Raw genomic sequence first — 15,389 nt, forward strand, 5'->3', positions numbered from 1 at the left:
CCCGTACAGTCGAAGACGTCTGATCCGACATGTGGGCGGGAGGTGGCAGAACGTATGAGCGGCACGGTGACCGAGACTGCTGACGGCGTCCCCCCGCGCCTGGCGGCGATCTACCTGCCCGCCGACCTCCCGCGCCAGGGCCGTATCGCCTTCTGGGATCCGGAGGGGGCCCCGCTCCCCGGCACCGCGACCGAGGACCTGACGGTCGTACGACGGCACGGCGCCGGTGTCCGCCGCCGGCAGGTGCCCGCACTGACCCTGCCGCTCGGCGAGGCCCTCCCGCTGCTGGTCCGGGCCCGCCGCGACCCGGCCGCCCACCCCGCCACCGCCTGCTGGGGCGCCGCCGCCCAGCACGCGCTACGGCTCGCCGCCCGGGGCCGCCTGCTGCCCGGCCTCACCCCGGCCGGGCACGACGCCTGGCGGGCCGGCCCCCTGGAACCCGACGACATCGCCCACCTGCGCGCGGTGGCCGCCGCCCTGCCCGCCGAGGGCCACGCCGTCCCGCTGCCCGGCCCCGGCCCGCTCCGGCTGCCCCAGCCGGAGGCGCTGGTCCGCTCCTTCCTGGACGCGGTCGCCGACACCCTGCCCCGCACCCCGGCCGCGCCCCACACTGCGGGCAGGCCGTTCGCCGCCCGCGAGGCCCAACGGCTGCCCGACGCCCACGAGTGGGCCGCGGAGGTCGCCGCCGGCATGGACGCGGGCGTGCGGATCTCACTGCGCCTCGACCTGTCGGCGTACGACCTGTTCGACGACGGCGAGGGAGCGCACCGCGCCGGAGCGGCGATCGTCCAGGTACACAGCCTGGCCGACCCCACCCTGGTGACCGACGCGGCGGCGCTGTGGTCGGGGCAGTCCGACGCCGCCTTCGGTCCCCGCGCGCGGGTGGACGCGGCACTGGCCGTGCGCCGGGCCGCGCGGGTGTGGCCCCCACTGGACCGGCTGGCCGAGCAGGACGTGCCCGACGTACTCGCCCTGTCCGAGGCGGAGCTGGGTGAACTGCTCGGGGTGGCCGCGACCCGGCTCGCGGCGGCCGGGGTCGCCGTGCACTGGCCCCGTGACCTGGCCCAGGACCTCACTGCGGCCGCCGTGGTCCGCTCCGCTCCCGGCTCGGCGACCGACGGCACGGGCTTCTTCGAGGGCGAGGAACTGCTCCAGTTCCGCTGGCAGCTGGCGCTCGGCGGCGACCCGCTCAGCGACGCCGAGATGGACGCGCTGGCCGAAGCCCACCGCCCGGTCGTCCGGCTGCGGGACCGCTGGGTGCTCGTCGACCCGGCCCTGGTCCGCAAGGCCCGCAAGCGCGAACTGGGCCTGCTCGACCCGGTCGACGCGCTCTCCCTGGCGCTCACCGGCGAGGCCGAGGTGGACGGCGAGACCGTCGAGGCTGTCCCCGTCGGCCTCCTCGCGGCCCTGCGCGACCGCCTCACGGCCGGAATCGCGCCCGCCGAGCCGCCCGCCGCCCTGCACGCCACCCTGCGCGACTACCAGCTGCGGGGCCTGGCCTGGCTCGACCTCATGACCTCGCTCGGCCTCGGCGGCTGCCTCGCCGACGACATGGGCCTCGGCAAGACGATCACCGTCATCGCCCTGCACCTCAAGCGCGCCCGCACCGAACCCACCCTGGTGGTCTGCCCCGCCTCGCTGCTCGGCAACTGGCAGCGGGAGATCGCCCGGTTCGCGCCCGGCGTCCCGGTCCGCCGCTTCCACGGCCAGGGCCGCACCCTGGACGGCCTCGACGGCGGCTTCGTCCTCACCACGTACGGCACCATGCGCGCCACCGCGGCCAGGCTCGCCGACCAGCCCTGGGGCATGGTCGTCGCCGACGAGGCACAGCACGTCAAGAACCCCTACTCGGCCACCGCCAAGGCGCTGCGCACCATCCCGACCCCCGCGCGCGTGGCCCTCACCGGCACCCCCGTGGAGAACAACCTCTCCGAACTCTGGGCCCTGCTCGACTGGACCACCCCCGGACTCCTCGGCCCGCTGAAGTCCTTCCGCGCCCGACACGCGCGCGCGGTGGAGAACGGCGAGGACCAGGAGGCGGTGGCCCGGCTCGCCCGCCTGGTCCGTCCCTTCCTGCTGCGCCGCAAGAAGTCCGACCCGGGTATCGTCCCCGAGCTGCCGCCCAAGACGGAGACGGATCACCCGGTCCCGCTCACCCGCGAACAGGCCGCGCTGTACGAGGCGGTGGTCCGTGAATCGATGCTCGCCATCGAGACGGCGGAGGGCATCGGGCGCCGGGGCCTGGTACTCAAACTGCTCGGCGCGCTGAAGCAGATCTGCGACCACCCCGCGCTGTACCTCAAGGAGGAGACACGCGCCGACGGCCTGGCCGCCCGCTCCGGCAAACTCACCCTGCTCGACGAACTGCTCGACACCGTCCTCGCCGAGGACGGCTCGGCGCTCGTCTTCACCCAGTACGTCGGCATGGCCCGCATGATCACCGCGCACCTCCAGGCCCGCGCCGTCCCGGTCGACCTCCTGCACGGCGGCACACCGGTGCCGGAGCGGGAGCGCATGGTGGACCGCTTCCAGAGCGGCGCGACCCCGGTCCTCGTGCTGTCGCTGAAGGCCGCGGGCACCGGCCTCAACCTCACCCGGGCGGGCCATGTCGTCCACTTCGACCGCTGGTGGAACCCGGCGGTGGAGGAGCAGGCCACCGACCGCGCCTACCGCATCGGCCAGACCCAGCCCGTCCAGGTCCACCGCCTGGTCACCGAGGGCACCGTGGAGGACCGCATCGCCGAGATGCTGGAGGCCAAGCGCGCCCTCGCCGACGCGATCCTGGGCTCCGGCGAGTCCGCCCTGACGGAACTGACGGACCGCGAGCTGTCCGACCTGGTGTCGCTGCGGAGGACGTCATGAGCGGGGGCGAGCAGCGGCCGGGCGACGCGGCACGGCGGGCGTTGCGGGCGGCGCGGGAGCGCGGGGCGGAGAGCGGGGCCGACGAGGGATCTCCGGCCGCGGTGCGGCCAGAAGGCCCGGCTTCGTCCGAGGCGCCGGGTGCGGGCACCCCCGCGGAGCGCGAGACCCGGCCGGGTGACGCCGCGCGGCTGGCGCTGCGGGCGGCTGCCGCCGCGAAGGAGGCGCAGCAGGCGGACGCCGAACCCGATTCCGACGCGGGCGGGGCGGACGTGGGTGCCGCCACCGACGCGGGTGCTGCCGCTGTGCCCGGCGCCGGCCTCACGGACGCCGGTGCGCCGGCCCCCGCTGCCGGCGGACCGGGCGCCAGGCCCGGTGACGTCGCGCGCGAGGCACTGCGTGCGGCGCGGGCGGAAGCGCGGCGGGCAGAGGCGGCAGCGGCGGAGGCCTCGGAGACGCCCCCGGGTCGCGCGGCGCGCCGGTTGCCGTCGGCGCCCCCGGCGGAGGCGGCTCGCGGACATACCGCCCGTGAACTGAGGCAGTTCCTGGCGACCGCGTTCCAGATGCCGAGGGAGGAGCCCGAGACGGACCAGCCGACGCAGGCCGACGCCCCGGCGGACCAAGGAACTTCAGCGGAACGCCTCGACGAAGACCGGCCGCACCTCACCGCATCGCGGCGCTCAGAAACGGATCCCACGCCCGCCGTGGCCCTCAGCCGTCCGCAGCCGACCGCCCCGGGGCCCGCCGTGGTCCCCGACCGTCCGGAGCGGACTGCCTTCGCGTTCCCGGCGAGTCCCGGTCGCCGGGAGTCGACTGCCCCTGCGTCCGCCGCGTTCCCCGACCGTCCGGAGCGGACTGCCTTCGCGTTCCCGGCGAGTCCCGGTCGCCGGGAGTCGACTGCCCCTGCGTCCGCCGTGGTCCCTGGTCACCCGGAGCCGACTGCCTCCGCGTTCCCGGCCCCCGGTCACCCGGAGTCGACCGCCCCGATCCCCGACCGTCCGGAGCCGAGCGCCCCCGGGCCCGCTCTGGCCCCCGGTGGCTGGGAGCCGACCGCCCCCGCACCGGCCACGACCCCCGACCAGCCGGAGCCGATCGCCCCCGCGGCGCCCAACACGGATTCCGGCCACCCGGGGCCGGCGGCCACCGCCGCCACGCCCCGCCTGCCCCGCACGATGGCCACCCCCCACCGTGACACCGAGCTCCGCCGGACCTTCCCCTCCTTTCCCTCCCGTGCCGGGGCCTCCGGTCCGGATTTCGCCGAGACCTGGTGGGGCAATGCCTGGGTCCGGGCGCTGGAAGAAGGGGCGTTGGACGTCAAGCGGCTCGCGCGGGGCCGGAATTACGCCGAGCGGGGGCATGTGGATGCCATCACCGTGACCCCGGGACTGGTCCTGGCGTATGTGCAGGGGAGCCGCCCGCGGCCGTATCGCGTGCAGGTCCGACTGCGTACCTTCGGCGGAGACGAGTGGGAGCGGTTTTTGGAGGCCGCCGCCGACCGGCCCGGGGACATCGCCGCGTTGCTCGACAAGGAGCTGCCGCAGGCCCTCGCCGACAGCGGGATCCCGTTGCTGCCGGGGCCCGGGGAGCTCGAACCCCGTTGCAGCTGCCCGGACTTCGGTCACCCCTGCAAGCACGCGGCCGCCCTGTGCTACCAGACCGCGCGACTGCTGGACGCCGACCCGTTCGTACTGCTTCTGCTGCGCGGTCGCGGGGAGCGCGAGGTGATCGACGCCCTGTCCCGGCGCAACGCCGCCCGCGCGGCCCGGGAGCGGCAGCCGGCCTCCCTGCCCGGCGTCCGGGCTACCGAGGCCCTGGTGCCGCGTCGACTTCCGCCGCTGCCGCCCCCGTTGCCGGTTCCGCCACACCCCGAGCAGCCCCCGGTGTACCCGGGCGTGCCCGGTGGACCCGACCCCTTCACGCTGGACCAGCTCGCCACGGACGCCGCCGCCCGCGCCCACGCCCTGCTCGCCACCGGACGTGACCCGGTCGGTGAACTGACCCTCTGGCAGGACGCGGTACGGCTCGCCGCGGCCCGCCCCGGTTCCGGCCTGACGGCGTCCACACGCGCCGTCTACGCATCGCTCGCGGACGCCGTCGGCCGAACCCCGGGCGACCTGGCGCGCGCCGTCGCCGCCTGGCGACAGGGCGGCCCGGAGGGACTGGCCGTGCTGGAGGAGCCCTGGGATCCGCCGGCCGGCCGCTTCGACCGGGCCAGACCCCTGCTCCTGGCCGCCGATCTGCCGGCCTTCCGGCCCTGGCGCAACCACCTCACCCACCCCCGCGAACATGTCCAGCTCCGGCTGGGCCGCGACGGCCTGTGGTACGCCTACGAGTCCGAACCCGGCCACGACGACTGGTGGCCCAGAGGCACCCCCGACCTGGACCCGGTGGGCGCGCTCACGGGACTCGGGACGGCGGACGACCTCCAGGGGTGATTCACGTCCGACTGCCTACCGCAGCGTGCCCTCGGTAGGAATGCGAACACGGTGTCCGCCGGTGTCGCGGCAGAAGCCGGTGACAAGGAGAACTTGATCAACATTCGCTGTTCGCGGGTGGAGGCGGCCTGTCACTCAAAGCAGGACTGCCCTCAGTCGCGCAAGGTGGCACGCAGGCGCAAGCCGACAGTTGCGAGACCTTCGAAGGTGGTCACCTGGTAGCCGGGTCCCGGTCCGGGCGGCTCGCTCAGGTGGTGGCGGCGGGCGGTCTGCGCAGTCAGGAGCGTCAGCATCGCCATGGCCAGAGCGGCTCCCTCGCAGCCATGCGGCCCGGTACCGAAGGAGAGGAAGACCCCGGGTTTCGCCGGCGAGCCCGAATCGTCGAGCCAGCGCTCGGGCTGGAACTGGTCCGGCTCGGAGTGCTCCCGTGCGTCGCGCTGGGCGGTGTAGGGGCAGACGAGAACGGTGGACCCGGCGTCGATGGTGTAGTCGGCGAGCTGAGTCTGTCGGGCCACGCGCCGGGTCAGTAGCCAGCTCGGAGGGTGCAGTCGGAGCACCTCGCGTACCAGTGCCTGGGTGTATTGCAGGCTGTCGAGGTGGGTGCTGGTCGTCGCGGCCGGGTTCGCGGGCAGCAAGGCGGCTTCGGCCGCGACGCGGCCCGCTGCCTGGGGGTGCCGGGCGAGGTGGAGCAGGATCCATCCGGCTGCCCGGGAAGGGGTCTCGAAGGTGGCGACGGTGATTCCGGGGAGAGTGTCGAGGATGGCATCTTCCGGCAGTTGGCCGTAGTGGGGGGAGGGCCGGAGCATCTGTCCCAGCACGTCGTCACCGAGCCGGCCCGATGAACGGCGCCGGCGGACGATGGGCCGCAAAGCGTTGGTGAAGGCGACTTGCTGCCGCGTGCGGAACCGCCGTGCCGGTGTGGGGATCCAGCGCGGCCAGACCCAGCGCGAGGGGCGTACGAGCACCTCCCGGGCCAGGAAGAGCTGTGAGGCGTAGGGCAGCAGGGTGGGAGCGTCTTCGGAGAAGAGGTAGCTCACGCCGATCTCTGCCAGGGCGTGCCGGACCGGGGGCAGAATCTCGATGTCCTGGCCCGTGGGCCACTGGTCAGCAAATTGAGCGGTCTGGGGCGCGATCTCACCGATCCGGGCTGCAACGGCCTGCGGGCGTAGTCCTCGCATGCGGGCGGCATGAGCGTGGGCACGTGCCTCAGGCGTCGGTGCTCCGCTCGACCGCTTCAACGGCGGGAAGAGAGGCGAGGGCGCCTTGGGGAAGTCCTGCGCGCGGCGCAGGACTTCTTCACACGGCCCGGCCGTAGCGGCTACGTAGACACCCGGCTCCAACTGCCAGACGTCCCCGCACTCGTCAGCGCCACGGCGCGCTAGTGCCAGCCGGTCGCGGCTCCAGGCCGCGAAGCTGCCTTCGGGCAACCGCGGCGGCTCATTCATTCGGCCCATGAGATCGTCCTGACTGTCGTACCTGTCAAGGCCGATGTCGTCGGCAGCGTGGCTGTGAGCCGGCGGGCGCCCGGGGGCGCCCGCCGGCAGTGCGGTCAGACCTTGTCGTCGCCGGCGTACGCCTGCCAGTCGTGTTCCCCGTACGCACCGTAGTGGCGGGTGAACGACAGCCTGCCGAGCAGCTTGGCGATCATGATGCACTCCTCTCACATCGAATGCCACATCTGTTTATATTGTCACATAGGTCATGTGTGTCACATTTTGTGCATTAGCCGCACACATGGATATAAGGCACATGCTTGTGGGCTGGGCCCGCAGCCAGCCAACCTCGCCGCGGTGCCGGGAGCAGCGACTGCCCAGGCGGACCAGTTGGAGTGGACAGGACCCGGGAGGCCGGGGCCAACTGGGAGAAGAGGTCCGCTGGAGTCGTCGCCGGCGGCTGCCTGGATGCGCCGTCCGACACCATGGAGCGCTCATGAAAGGAATGGCCGCGGCCACAGTGCCGGCGGTTCCCGCCATGCCGCTTGCTGCTGCTAGCGGCTGTCCCAGCCGGACGCTCTCGTCCGCCTGCGCCAGGCCCACGTCTGGAGCGCTGTCAGCGGGCATCCCCGTATACATGGGCCCGGCCGCAGCCGGCAGCGCGGCCGCCGCCACTGGCACGGCCTGGCCGCCGCCGCTCACCTCCGGCACGCCCAAGGCCGCCCCGTTTGCGAGGAGCAACCTGATCACCACTTCGAAACGCTCCAACGCCATCACTCAAGCGACCTGCACCGGGCACCCGCTGCACTGCTTCGCGGGTGACACGACGGCCGGTGACACCAACGGCGAGGAATCCAGCGCGTCCGGCGCCACAGTGGTACGCCGTAAACGCATCCGGCAGCAAGGTCGACCCCGATCGATTGGGGACCGATGACCGGGCACACGGGCGCGCGGAGGCGGCGTCCCGCACGAACGGTGGCGGGCTTTCTGGCTGTTTTGCTGCCGGTCGCGGTCGCGGTGGGGGTGTATGCGTTCGGCCGCACACACACACCCGACTACACCACCGGCCTGTTCGGGCAGCACGGCGTCGGTGTCAACGATCTCAAGGCGCGCCTGGGTAGCGCTCTGATGGCACTCGCGCTCGTCCAACTGCTGCTCGGGCTGTGGATGTACGGGCGCCTACCGGGAGCGGGGGCCGCACCACACCGGGTGCACCCCACACACCGGCTCATCGGCCTCCTTGCCTTTCTGCTCTCGCTGCCCATCTCCTACCACTGCATCACCGCCTACGGAGTTGACTTCACGAACAGCCGAGTGGCGGTGCACTCCATCACGGGCTGCGTCCTGTACGGCGCTTTCGTCGCCAAGGTGCTGGTGGTACGCAGCCGCCGACTGCCCGGTTGGGCACTTCCGACCGCCGGCGGCGTCCTGGTCACCGCCATCGCATTGATGTGGTACACAGCCGCCTTGTGGCACATCGTCGGCTCCGCCCCCGGCTTCTGACCGTGCCATCACCGAGGCCCGCCATGGCCTGCACGGCAGCCCTGTTGCAGATCAGACAGCGCTTTGCTCTGTGCCATTGCTTCTCACGGCCGCATTGGCCGCCTGCACGGCAGCGGGCGTCACCTTGCCAACTGGGACGAGCCGACCGCGACACTCGCAGCCGGCCCGCACGACCGGGGTGGCGACCACACGCAGAGGTAGGACCGACATGACGGCAAAACCCACTTTCGTGATCGTCGGGGCGAGCCTGGCCGGCGCCAAGGCCGCCGAAGCGCTGCGCGAGCGCGGCTTCGACGGTCGTATCGTGCTCTTCGGGGACGAGCCGGAGCTGCCGTACGAGCGGCCGCCGCTGTCCAAGGGTTACCTGATGGGCCAGCAGGACCGCGAGGCGATCTTCGTGCACCCTTCGCAGTGGTACACCGACCATGAGATCGATCTGCGACTGGACGCCACAGTCACCACGATCGATCGCGAAGGGCACGCTGTCACCGCCTCCGCTGGTGAGGCGATCGGCTACGACAAACTGCTGCTCGCCACCGGCGCCTCCCCACGTCGCCTTGACGTTCCCGGCGCCGACCTGGACGGTGTGCTCTACCTGCGCCGCGTCGAAGACTGCGAACGCATCAAGCACACCTTGCGGCACTCCTCCCGCATGGTGTTCGTCGGCGGGGGCTGGATCGGCCTTGAGGTGGCCGCCGCTGCCCGCGAGGCGGGCGTCCAGGTGACCATCCTCGAGCCGGGCGAGCTCCCTTTGCTGCGGCTGCTGGGCCGGCAGATCGCCCCCGTCTTCGCCGACCTTCACCGAGAGCACGGCGTGGACCTGCGGCTTACCGCACAGGTCACCGAGATTGTGAACGGTGGCGGCGGTAAGGCCGCCGGGGTGCGGCTCGCGGACGACTCCCTGATCGACGCCGACGCGGTCGTGGTCGGCATCGGCGCCGTCCCCAACACCGCCTTGGCCGCTGATGCCGGGCTCGAGGTGAACAACGGCGTCGTCGTCGACGCGGCACTGCGCACCTCGGACCCGGACATCTGCGTGGCCGGGGACGTGGCCAACGCCTTCCACCCGATGCTGGGCAAGCACATCCGCGTGGAGCACTGGGCCAACGCCCTCCACCAGCCCGCTGTGGCCGCCCGGTCGATGCTGGGCGAGCGCGCGCTCTACGACCGGGTGCCGTACTTCTTCACCGACCAGTACGACCTCGGCATGGAGTACGGGGGCTACACCGAGCCCGGCGGGTACGACGACGTGGTCGTCCGAGGTGACTTGGGGCGCCGGGAGTTCATGGCGTTCTGGCTGGCCGACGGCCGCGTGCTGGCTGGGATGAACGTCAATGTCTGGGATGTCAACGAGGCCATCCAGCAGTTGGTCCGCTCCGGCAGCCAGGTCGACCGCGGCGCGCTCGCCGACCCGGACACGCCTCTCGACCAGCTCGTCACCGGCTGACCCGGCTTCGGCCGGTGGGAGTCAGGGGCCTGGGATGCGGCGCTCGGGGCGCGTACTGGACGCTGGGGCGGTTCCGGCCCGTACCTGGCGAAGCCGGCCGCGCGCGGGGGCGGGTGACGGGAATCGCCGCCGACCGGCGGTGGTTCGAGCCCATGTCAGCGGCCTATGAGCAGTACCTCGTGCCCCTGGTCTTCCGGCCCTTCGCCGAGGACCTGGCCGCCCGAGCGGCGGCAGTGGTCGTAGGCGGTCAGCGAGCGCAGGACGAACTGGCCGGTGTGGTGCTCGTGCCACATTCAGCAGGTCGTCGGTCTTCGCCCAGAGTGCGGTGGCGAGGGAGTCCAACTCTGTCCTCAGACAATGACGTTGGGCTCCCTCCCCTTGTCGCGCAGCCGGTCCCCTGGAATCGATCGGCTGGGGGCGCGTCGGTCAGCAGCCGCCGCAGTTGTAGTAGAGGACGTCCCAGTGGCTGCCTTCGTCGGTGTAGACGTTGCCGGAACCGGACGTCCACATCGGGTAACCGTCGCCGCGCAGGCCGGAGTAGCTGAAGTAGGTCTTGATGTAGTTGCCGACGCAGGTGTACTTGCTGAAGTCGAGCTTGTAGCCGTTCCAGTGCGAGTAGGTACCGCTGGCGTGGCCGGTCTCGGTGCCGCCGGTGATGTTGAGCGCGCAGCCGCTGGCCTTCTTCAGGGTGACGGCGCCCTGGGCGGTGGCGAGGTTGAGCTGCTCGAACGACGTACAGGTGGAGTTGTTGCGGTTCGTGCAGTTACCGGACGAGGACCAGGTGATGCCGGCGCTGCGGAACATGCTCTCCGCCTGGGCCTGGGTCAACTTGGAGGCGGCGTACGCGTTCTGTGACGACGTCAGGCCAACGCCGGGCGCGAAGAGCACCGTGAGGGCGACGGCCAGGATGGCGGCCACGGCCCGGGCGCGCGGTTGCAGCCGAAGGCGGAACTGGGCGGCGGGACTGCTCATTCGGATTCCTCCTGCTGGTGCAGATGACGTTGTGGGTGTGCAGGTGGCGCAGAAGGGAGTGTGCCGACGTCTACGCGTGTTTGCCAGTAGGCGTACGTGCACACGTCAAAAACGGGAGACGTCCGGGGGCGCACGCTCTACCGCAACAGGACGCACGGACTCGCCGCAAGGGAGTCCCTGGCGCTCGCCCACTTCCTGTACTCGCCCGGCATCGACCAGACCCTGCTCGCCGCCCCCGCCGCGGCTGCCTGACCACCCTCGTCGTGGGCCTGGTCCGGCGCGCCGCCCGAGGCCGACTCCGCCTCAGCCGTCCGTCCGCGGGAACGTGACCTCCACCCGGCGGTTCTTCTTGCGGCCCGCTTCCGTCGAGTCGTCGGCGATCGGGTACTGCGCGCCGTAGCCCCGCAAGGCCTGCTCCGACGGGGGTCCTGCGTAGAGGGGGACCTGATACGACGCCCCGCCGGCGTGCTGCGGCGGGGCGTCGTCGTGCAGTTGGTCATGACGGATCGGGGCTTGCGCTGGAGGCTCCGTTGTACTCCGGCTCGCCGCTCTGGAGTAGGCGGAGGAGCGGGGCGGCGACGACGCGGGGTACTGCGCCGTTTCAACGAGCGACGATGCTTGACTGCTCACGGCCGCTGGGTCTTGTGGTCCTGGGCTTCACGGGGTGGTCGCGCTCCGGTGAGCGCAGTGCGTCAGCACTTCGGCTTTCAGGCGGCCTCCCGCTACCTGCACAGTGGTGTGGCGCGACTTCTTCGGGATCAGTCGTAGCCCTGCGATTTGATGCGGATTCCGCCCGCCGCCGCCGGACCGGTCTGCGCGGGTTCCTCCGGTGCCGCCTCCGGGTCGGGGGCTTCAACGACGGGAACTTCACCGGCCTCGACGTGGAGAAGGATCTGCTCACCGGCGACAACGACGGCTCGGGCGTCTTCACGATCCCGCAGCACCCCGTCCGGCGCCGCCTGCACGGCGTCGAACGCTTCCTCACCACGCGTGGCGGCGAATACCTCTTCCTGCCGAGCCTCAGCGCACTCCGCCGGCCGGCCGACCCCGGCTCCTGACCCCATCCATGCCTGGGTGGGGTTCTCCCGCTCCACCGACCCAGGCCATCCAGCCGGGCAGGGAGTTGCCTACGGCAGCGGCAGCACGTCGTCCGCGCTGTGGGGTTCTTTGCGCTCCTGGCCGTTGAGCTTGTGGCGCAGAATCGACGCCAATCGGTTGCGCTCGCACGAGTGGTCCCCGGGAGCGGTGCGCAAACGCCTGCCCGAGCAGCCGACCCGCCGCAGGAAGGCACTCTCCGGTGCGAGATACTCTCCCGATGAGTTCACGCACTTCTCCGATCAGCCGGCCGATCACGATACGGAGGGCAGTCGCGCGGGATGCCAAACGGCTCACGCGGCTCGTGCGTGGCTCAAGCGCCTACGAGGGTAGGTACGCAGCGGCAGTGGCGGGCTACCGGGTCGGTCCTGATTACATCGAAGCCCACCGCGCCTTCGTAGCCATCGGCGCCGACGAGCATGCAGGCCGGGTCATCGGATTCTACTCGCTCGTCCTCGCTCCACCGGAGCTCGACCTGCTGTTCGTCGCTGACGAAGCGCAAGGACGGGGTATTGGACGGCTGCTCGTCGCGCACATGCAGTCCGAGGCCCGTGCCGCCGGGCTCGACCGTGTCAAGGTCGTGTCGCATGTTCCCGCCGAGGACTTCTACCACCGCGTCGGTGCAGTGCGGACCGGGACCGCGCTCGCGAACCCGCCCGTCGTGCCGTGGGACCGTCCCGAATTCGAGTTTCGCATTCCTTCGGAATGACGCGGTGTGCCGGTTCGCAGGGCACTGGCTTCGCCCGCATGGTGGCCGGCATGCACGAGCAGTTGGATGCCGCGCGCTCCGTGTGTGCCGTCGTCTCTGCGCTGGCGGGGGATCGCCTGCGCCAGCGGCCTCTCCCGGCGACTCCCTCGTCTCCGGCATTCCCAGGGCCATCGAAATCGCGTACACCTCGGCTCGTTCCACACACGATCGACGTCGGCCGCGTGAATACGTAGTTCACAGGCAGGCTCCGGACAGAGGCATCAGAGCCTGAGCGCCGTGGGTGTTGGCCAGGTCCGACTCCGCGTTCGGGTCGTCGTAGGCGTCGACGATGGCGATGGTCCTGCCGGAGCCGCTGGCGGAGGCGGCGGAGGTCAGGCCGTAGGCCGACTGCAGGTCGCCGGGGCCGTAGCCGGCGGGGGAGTCCGCGGCGGCGTTCGGCCGGACGGTCTGGGGTGCGATGCCCTTCTTCGCCGCTGCTCTTCCTGGAAGGCGGTGGTGCCGCTGGTGACGCGCAGGGCGTCGCAGGATGCCTAGCCCCTCTTCGGGGCGGCGGCGCACTGCAGCATCTCCAGGCGGAACCGCCGGCCCGCCCAGCGCTACGACGTGGGGGGCCGCTGCGGGGAGCGGAGTACGAGCAGGGTGATCTCGCTGGGGGCGAAGACGCGGAAGGGCGGGCCCCAGAAGCCGGTGCCACGGCTGGTGTAGAGGAGGGTGCGGGTGCCGTGGCGGCTGAGGCCGGCGAGGGCGGGCTGGTCGATGCGGACCAGGTGGTGGAAGGGCCAGATCTGGCCGCCGTGGGTGTGGCCGGAGAGCTGGAGGTCGACGCCGCCGGCTGCCGCCCGGTCGACGAACTTGGGCTGGTGGGCCAGGAGCAGGACGGGGTAGTCGGGGTCGGCGCCGTGCAGGGCTCCGGCGAGGTGGGCGCCGTGGCCGGCGAGGCCGGAGGACTCGGCCGTGACGTCATCCACGCCGGCGACCACGAGGGTGTCGCCACCGCGTTGGAGCAGCAGATGGCGGTTGCGCAGCGGCTCCCAGCCCAGCTCGTCCATCAGGTCGACCCAGCCCTGGGCCTCGCTGTAGTACTCGTGGTTGCCGGTGACGTAGACCCGGGCCCGGGTGGCCTGCACGGTGCCGAGTGGGGCGGCCTGGGCGCGGCGGCGTTCGGCCGTGCCGTCCGCGATGTCTCCGGTGTGGCAGACCAGGTCGGCATTGAGCGTGTTGACCGTCTCGCAGACCCGCGCCGACCAGCGGGCGCGGTCGAGCGGGCCGTAGTGTGTGTCGGTGATGAGGACGACGCGCGTGCCGTCCAACCCGGCTCCCAGGCGCGGAAGTTGCACGTCCAGGCGGCGTACCCGTGGTACCCGGCGGGCCTCGGCGTACCCCCAGCTGAGCAGCACGGTGGCTGCGCCCAGGACCGCCCAGGTGACGATCCGGGCCCGGTCCTGGCCGTCACCGACGCCGGTCACGGTCAGGGCGAGCCGCAGCGGGACGCCGAGCACGACGGACCAGGTGAACACGGTCCAGATGGTGCCCAGCAGGGTGTCCCCGACGATCGCCGCCCAGTCCTGCTGGCGTCGGCCGTGGCCGCGCCCCATCGCGAGCGGCATACCGACCAGGCCGAGGGCGAACAGGGCGGTACCGGCGAGCGTGACAGGGAGCGGCCAGTGCTGGCCGGTGTGCAGCAGCAGCCAGCAGGGCACGGTCCACAGCAGGACGGGGGCGACCAGGGGGAGGTAGCGCATCAGGCGGTGCAGTCGGCTCTGCTGAGTCGCGTGCGCTGCACTGTCGGCGGATCGGGTTTCGCTGGTGTCGGTCACGCTTCCCCTCCTTGAGCAACCAGGCTGCCGTCGCGCGCACTGTATCCCGCCGTCCCGGTCCGGTCGGACGGACGGGGTGCTCATGGTGGGCAGCCCCATGCGGCGAGGTGGCCTCCGAGTTCGCCCCCGGCTCACGCGGTTGGTGACTCTGCTCCTGACCGGGGGCAGACTTGTCGTCGACGCTCTGCGGGATACCGCGATCTGCTGAAGTAGGCCAGGTGGGGAGCCGTGAGGCTGCCCGCCAGGTCTTCCACCTGGTCGCCAGTGGCTGGTGTCGATTCCGGCCTGGATGGCAGCGCCCAGGACCGGGTGTCGTTGGTGAAGTGCGGGGACTGCGGACGGTGGGCGAGGTCTTCGGCGGCGGCCGGGTCACGGTCGGCGAGGGCGGCCAGGGCCTGGTCGGTGAGGAGCGCCGAACGCTGCGTCCACATGTCGGCGTACGGGCGCTGGAGAACTGCGTCAGCCATGTGCGGAAACCGTCCGTCACTCCGCAGCCTCTGCATCCGGCGTTGAGCTCTTTGGTGCGTCTTCTCACGTCGTGTTGTGCGGGGTGATCTCACACGGCTGCTCGGCGGTGAGTGGGCTGTCGGCCTTGACAAGTCACCCCGCTGCGGGAAGGGACCTCAGGCCGAAGGTTGCGTGGGTGTTGCAGCCGAGGGCGTGTCCGGTGCGCTGCTGTGTGCTTCTGGCGCTGCCGCCGTGCTTGGTTCAGAGGCTGCAGGCTGGTCGCTTGTGGCTGCGCTCGTCGGTGTCTGCTGTGCCGGTGGGGGTGCGAGTGCTCCTCCGCGGCGCAGGAGGGCGTAGCCGATGCCGATGCCGGCGGCGACGGGCCATTCGAGTGCGCCTGCGAGGGCGAGGGCGCCGAGGCCGGCGTAGAGGGGGAGTCCGCCCTTTGCGGGGAGGATGCGCTGTGCGGCGGTGACCGGCAAGGTGACCGCTTTTTGCACGGTATGGGCGACGCTGTCGAGCGGGATGGTGATGGTGTGGCCGTCGTGGTGCTGGCTCATGTCCTGGTTGGTGCCGCCCGTGGCGGTGCTGTCCGCCGCGGGAGCGCTTGAGGCCGTCGGATGGGTGGTTGCCATGTGATCCCTCCAGTGGTCTGACCGGTTCCCACCACAT

The 15,389-nt window shown here is 71.9% G+C and carries 14 protein-coding genes and 2 pseudogenes; 7 read left to right on the forward strand and 9 right to left on the reverse strand.

The genetic code is table 11. The annotated features are described in order from the left end of the window. Positions 1-54 precede the first annotated feature (54 nt). Both ABZ396_RS18575 and ABZ396_RS18580 read left to right on the forward strand, forming a co-directional pair. Positions 55-2,862 carry a DEAD/DEAH box helicase gene (locus ABZ396_RS18575; RefSeq protein WP_359185032.1) on the forward strand — a complete coding sequence of 936 codons (2,808 nt, stop codon included), beginning with the start codon at positions 55-57 and terminating at the stop codon, positions 2,860-2,862. Beyond that, positions 2,859-5,294, forward strand: a complete 2,436-nt coding sequence (locus tag ABZ396_RS18580; RefSeq protein WP_359185035.1) for an SWIM zinc finger family protein — start codon at positions 2,859-2,861, stop codon at positions 5,292-5,294. The genes ABZ396_RS18575 and ABZ396_RS18580 overlap by 4 nt, the downstream gene beginning before the upstream one ends. Before the next feature lie 152 nt (positions 5,295-5,446). Here the strand turns inward: ABZ396_RS18580 and ABZ396_RS18585 are convergent, their stop codons facing one another. Then, positions 5,447-6,472 carry a cytochrome P450 gene (locus tag ABZ396_RS18585; protein ID WP_358920910.1) on the reverse strand — a complete coding sequence of 342 codons (1,026 nt, stop codon included), beginning with the start codon at positions 6,470-6,472 and terminating at the stop codon, positions 5,447-5,449. 1,185 nt (positions 6,473-7,657) lie between these two features. Between ABZ396_RS18585 and ABZ396_RS18590 the strand changes: the two genes are divergently transcribed. Together ABZ396_RS18590 and ABZ396_RS18595 are read left to right on the forward strand one after the other, a co-directional pair. Beyond that, entirely contained in the window at positions 7,658-8,230 is a 573-nt protein-coding gene (locus tag ABZ396_RS18590; protein ID WP_358920912.1) for a DUF6529 family protein, read from the forward strand. 208 nt (positions 8,231-8,438) lie between these two features. Beyond that, positions 8,439-9,677: an FAD-dependent oxidoreductase gene (locus ABZ396_RS18595; RefSeq protein ID WP_358920914.1), complete on the forward strand. Its 1,239-nt coding sequence runs from the start codon at positions 8,439-8,441 to the stop codon at positions 9,675-9,677. A 155-nt stretch (positions 9,678-9,832) separates the two neighbouring features. On the opposite strand, the gene ABZ396_RS18600 is transcribed toward ABZ396_RS18595, so the two are convergent. Beyond that, the gene (locus ABZ396_RS18600) at positions 9,833-9,970 is read right to left on the reverse strand and encodes a hypothetical protein (RefSeq protein ID WP_358920916.1); all 138 of its coding nucleotides are present in this window, start codon (positions 9,968-9,970) and stop codon (positions 9,833-9,835) included. A 133-nt stretch (positions 9,971-10,103) separates the two neighbouring features. Further along, the gene (locus ABZ396_RS18605; protein WP_358920918.1) at positions 10,104-10,649 is read right to left on the reverse strand and encodes a hypothetical protein; all 546 of its coding nucleotides are present in this window, start codon (positions 10,647-10,649) and stop codon (positions 10,104-10,106) included. A gap of 96 nt (positions 10,650-10,745) precedes the next feature. On the opposite strand from ABZ396_RS18605, the gene ABZ396_RS18610 reads away from it, so the two are divergent. Continuing rightward, a complete protein-coding gene (locus ABZ396_RS18610) occupies positions 10,746-10,901 on the forward strand; it encodes a hypothetical protein (protein WP_358920919.1) in 156 nt (51 codons plus the stop codon). A 51-nt stretch (positions 10,902-10,952) separates the two neighbouring features. Here the strand turns inward: ABZ396_RS18610 and ABZ396_RS18615 are convergent. After that, a pseudogene (locus ABZ396_RS18615) lies at positions 10,953-11,054 on the reverse strand (OmpA family protein); the annotation flags it as partial. A gap of 476 nt (positions 11,055-11,530) precedes the next feature. On the opposite strand from ABZ396_RS18615, the gene ABZ396_RS18620 reads away from it, so the two are divergent. After that, entirely contained in the window at positions 11,531-11,707 is a 177-nt protein-coding gene (locus ABZ396_RS18620; protein WP_358920920.1) for a hypothetical protein, read from the forward strand. Between the two features lie 69 nt (positions 11,708-11,776). Here ABZ396_RS18620 and ABZ396_RS18625 read toward each other — a convergent pair whose 3' ends face one another. Beyond that, on the reverse strand, positions 11,777-11,974 hold the full coding sequence (locus ABZ396_RS18625; protein WP_358920921.1) for a hypothetical protein: 198 nt from the start codon (positions 11,972-11,974) through the stop codon (positions 11,777-11,779). Between ABZ396_RS18625 and ABZ396_RS18630 the strand changes: the two genes are divergently transcribed. Beyond that, on the forward strand, positions 11,965-12,453 hold the full coding sequence (locus tag ABZ396_RS18630) for a GNAT family N-acetyltransferase (RefSeq protein ID WP_358920922.1): 489 nt from the start codon (positions 11,965-11,967) through the stop codon (positions 12,451-12,453). The genes ABZ396_RS18625 and ABZ396_RS18630 overlap by 10 nt on opposite strands. Positions 12,454-12,738: 285 nt before the next feature. Here the strand turns inward: ABZ396_RS18630 and ABZ396_RS18635 are convergent. From ABZ396_RS18635 to ABZ396_RS18650, 4 genes and pseudogenes are all read right to left on the reverse strand, one after another. After that, positions 12,739-13,019, reverse strand: a pseudogene (locus tag ABZ396_RS18635) (peptidase S8); the annotation flags it as partial. A gap of 30 nt (positions 13,020-13,049) precedes the next feature. After that, complete coding sequence (locus ABZ396_RS18640) at positions 13,050-14,270, reverse strand: metallophosphoesterase (RefSeq protein ID WP_358920923.1); 1,221 nt, start codon at positions 14,268-14,270, stop codon at positions 13,050-13,052. A gap of 131 nt (positions 14,271-14,401) precedes the next feature. Next, positions 14,402-14,737 (reverse strand): hypothetical protein, encoded by a 336-nt coding sequence (locus ABZ396_RS18645; RefSeq protein ID WP_358920925.1) that lies wholly within the window; start codon positions 14,735-14,737, stop codon positions 14,402-14,404. A gap of 156 nt (positions 14,738-14,893) precedes the next feature. Beyond that, positions 14,894-15,352 (reverse strand): hypothetical protein, encoded by a 459-nt coding sequence (locus ABZ396_RS18650; RefSeq protein WP_358920927.1) that lies wholly within the window; start codon positions 15,350-15,352, stop codon positions 14,894-14,896. Between the last annotated feature and the right edge of the window lie 37 nt (positions 15,353-15,389).

The sequence above is a fragment of the Streptomyces sp. NPDC005866 genome (assembly GCF_040629895.1).
In the GTDB taxonomy this organism is placed as follows: domain Bacteria; phylum Actinomycetota; class Actinomycetes; order Streptomycetales; family Streptomycetaceae; genus Streptomyces.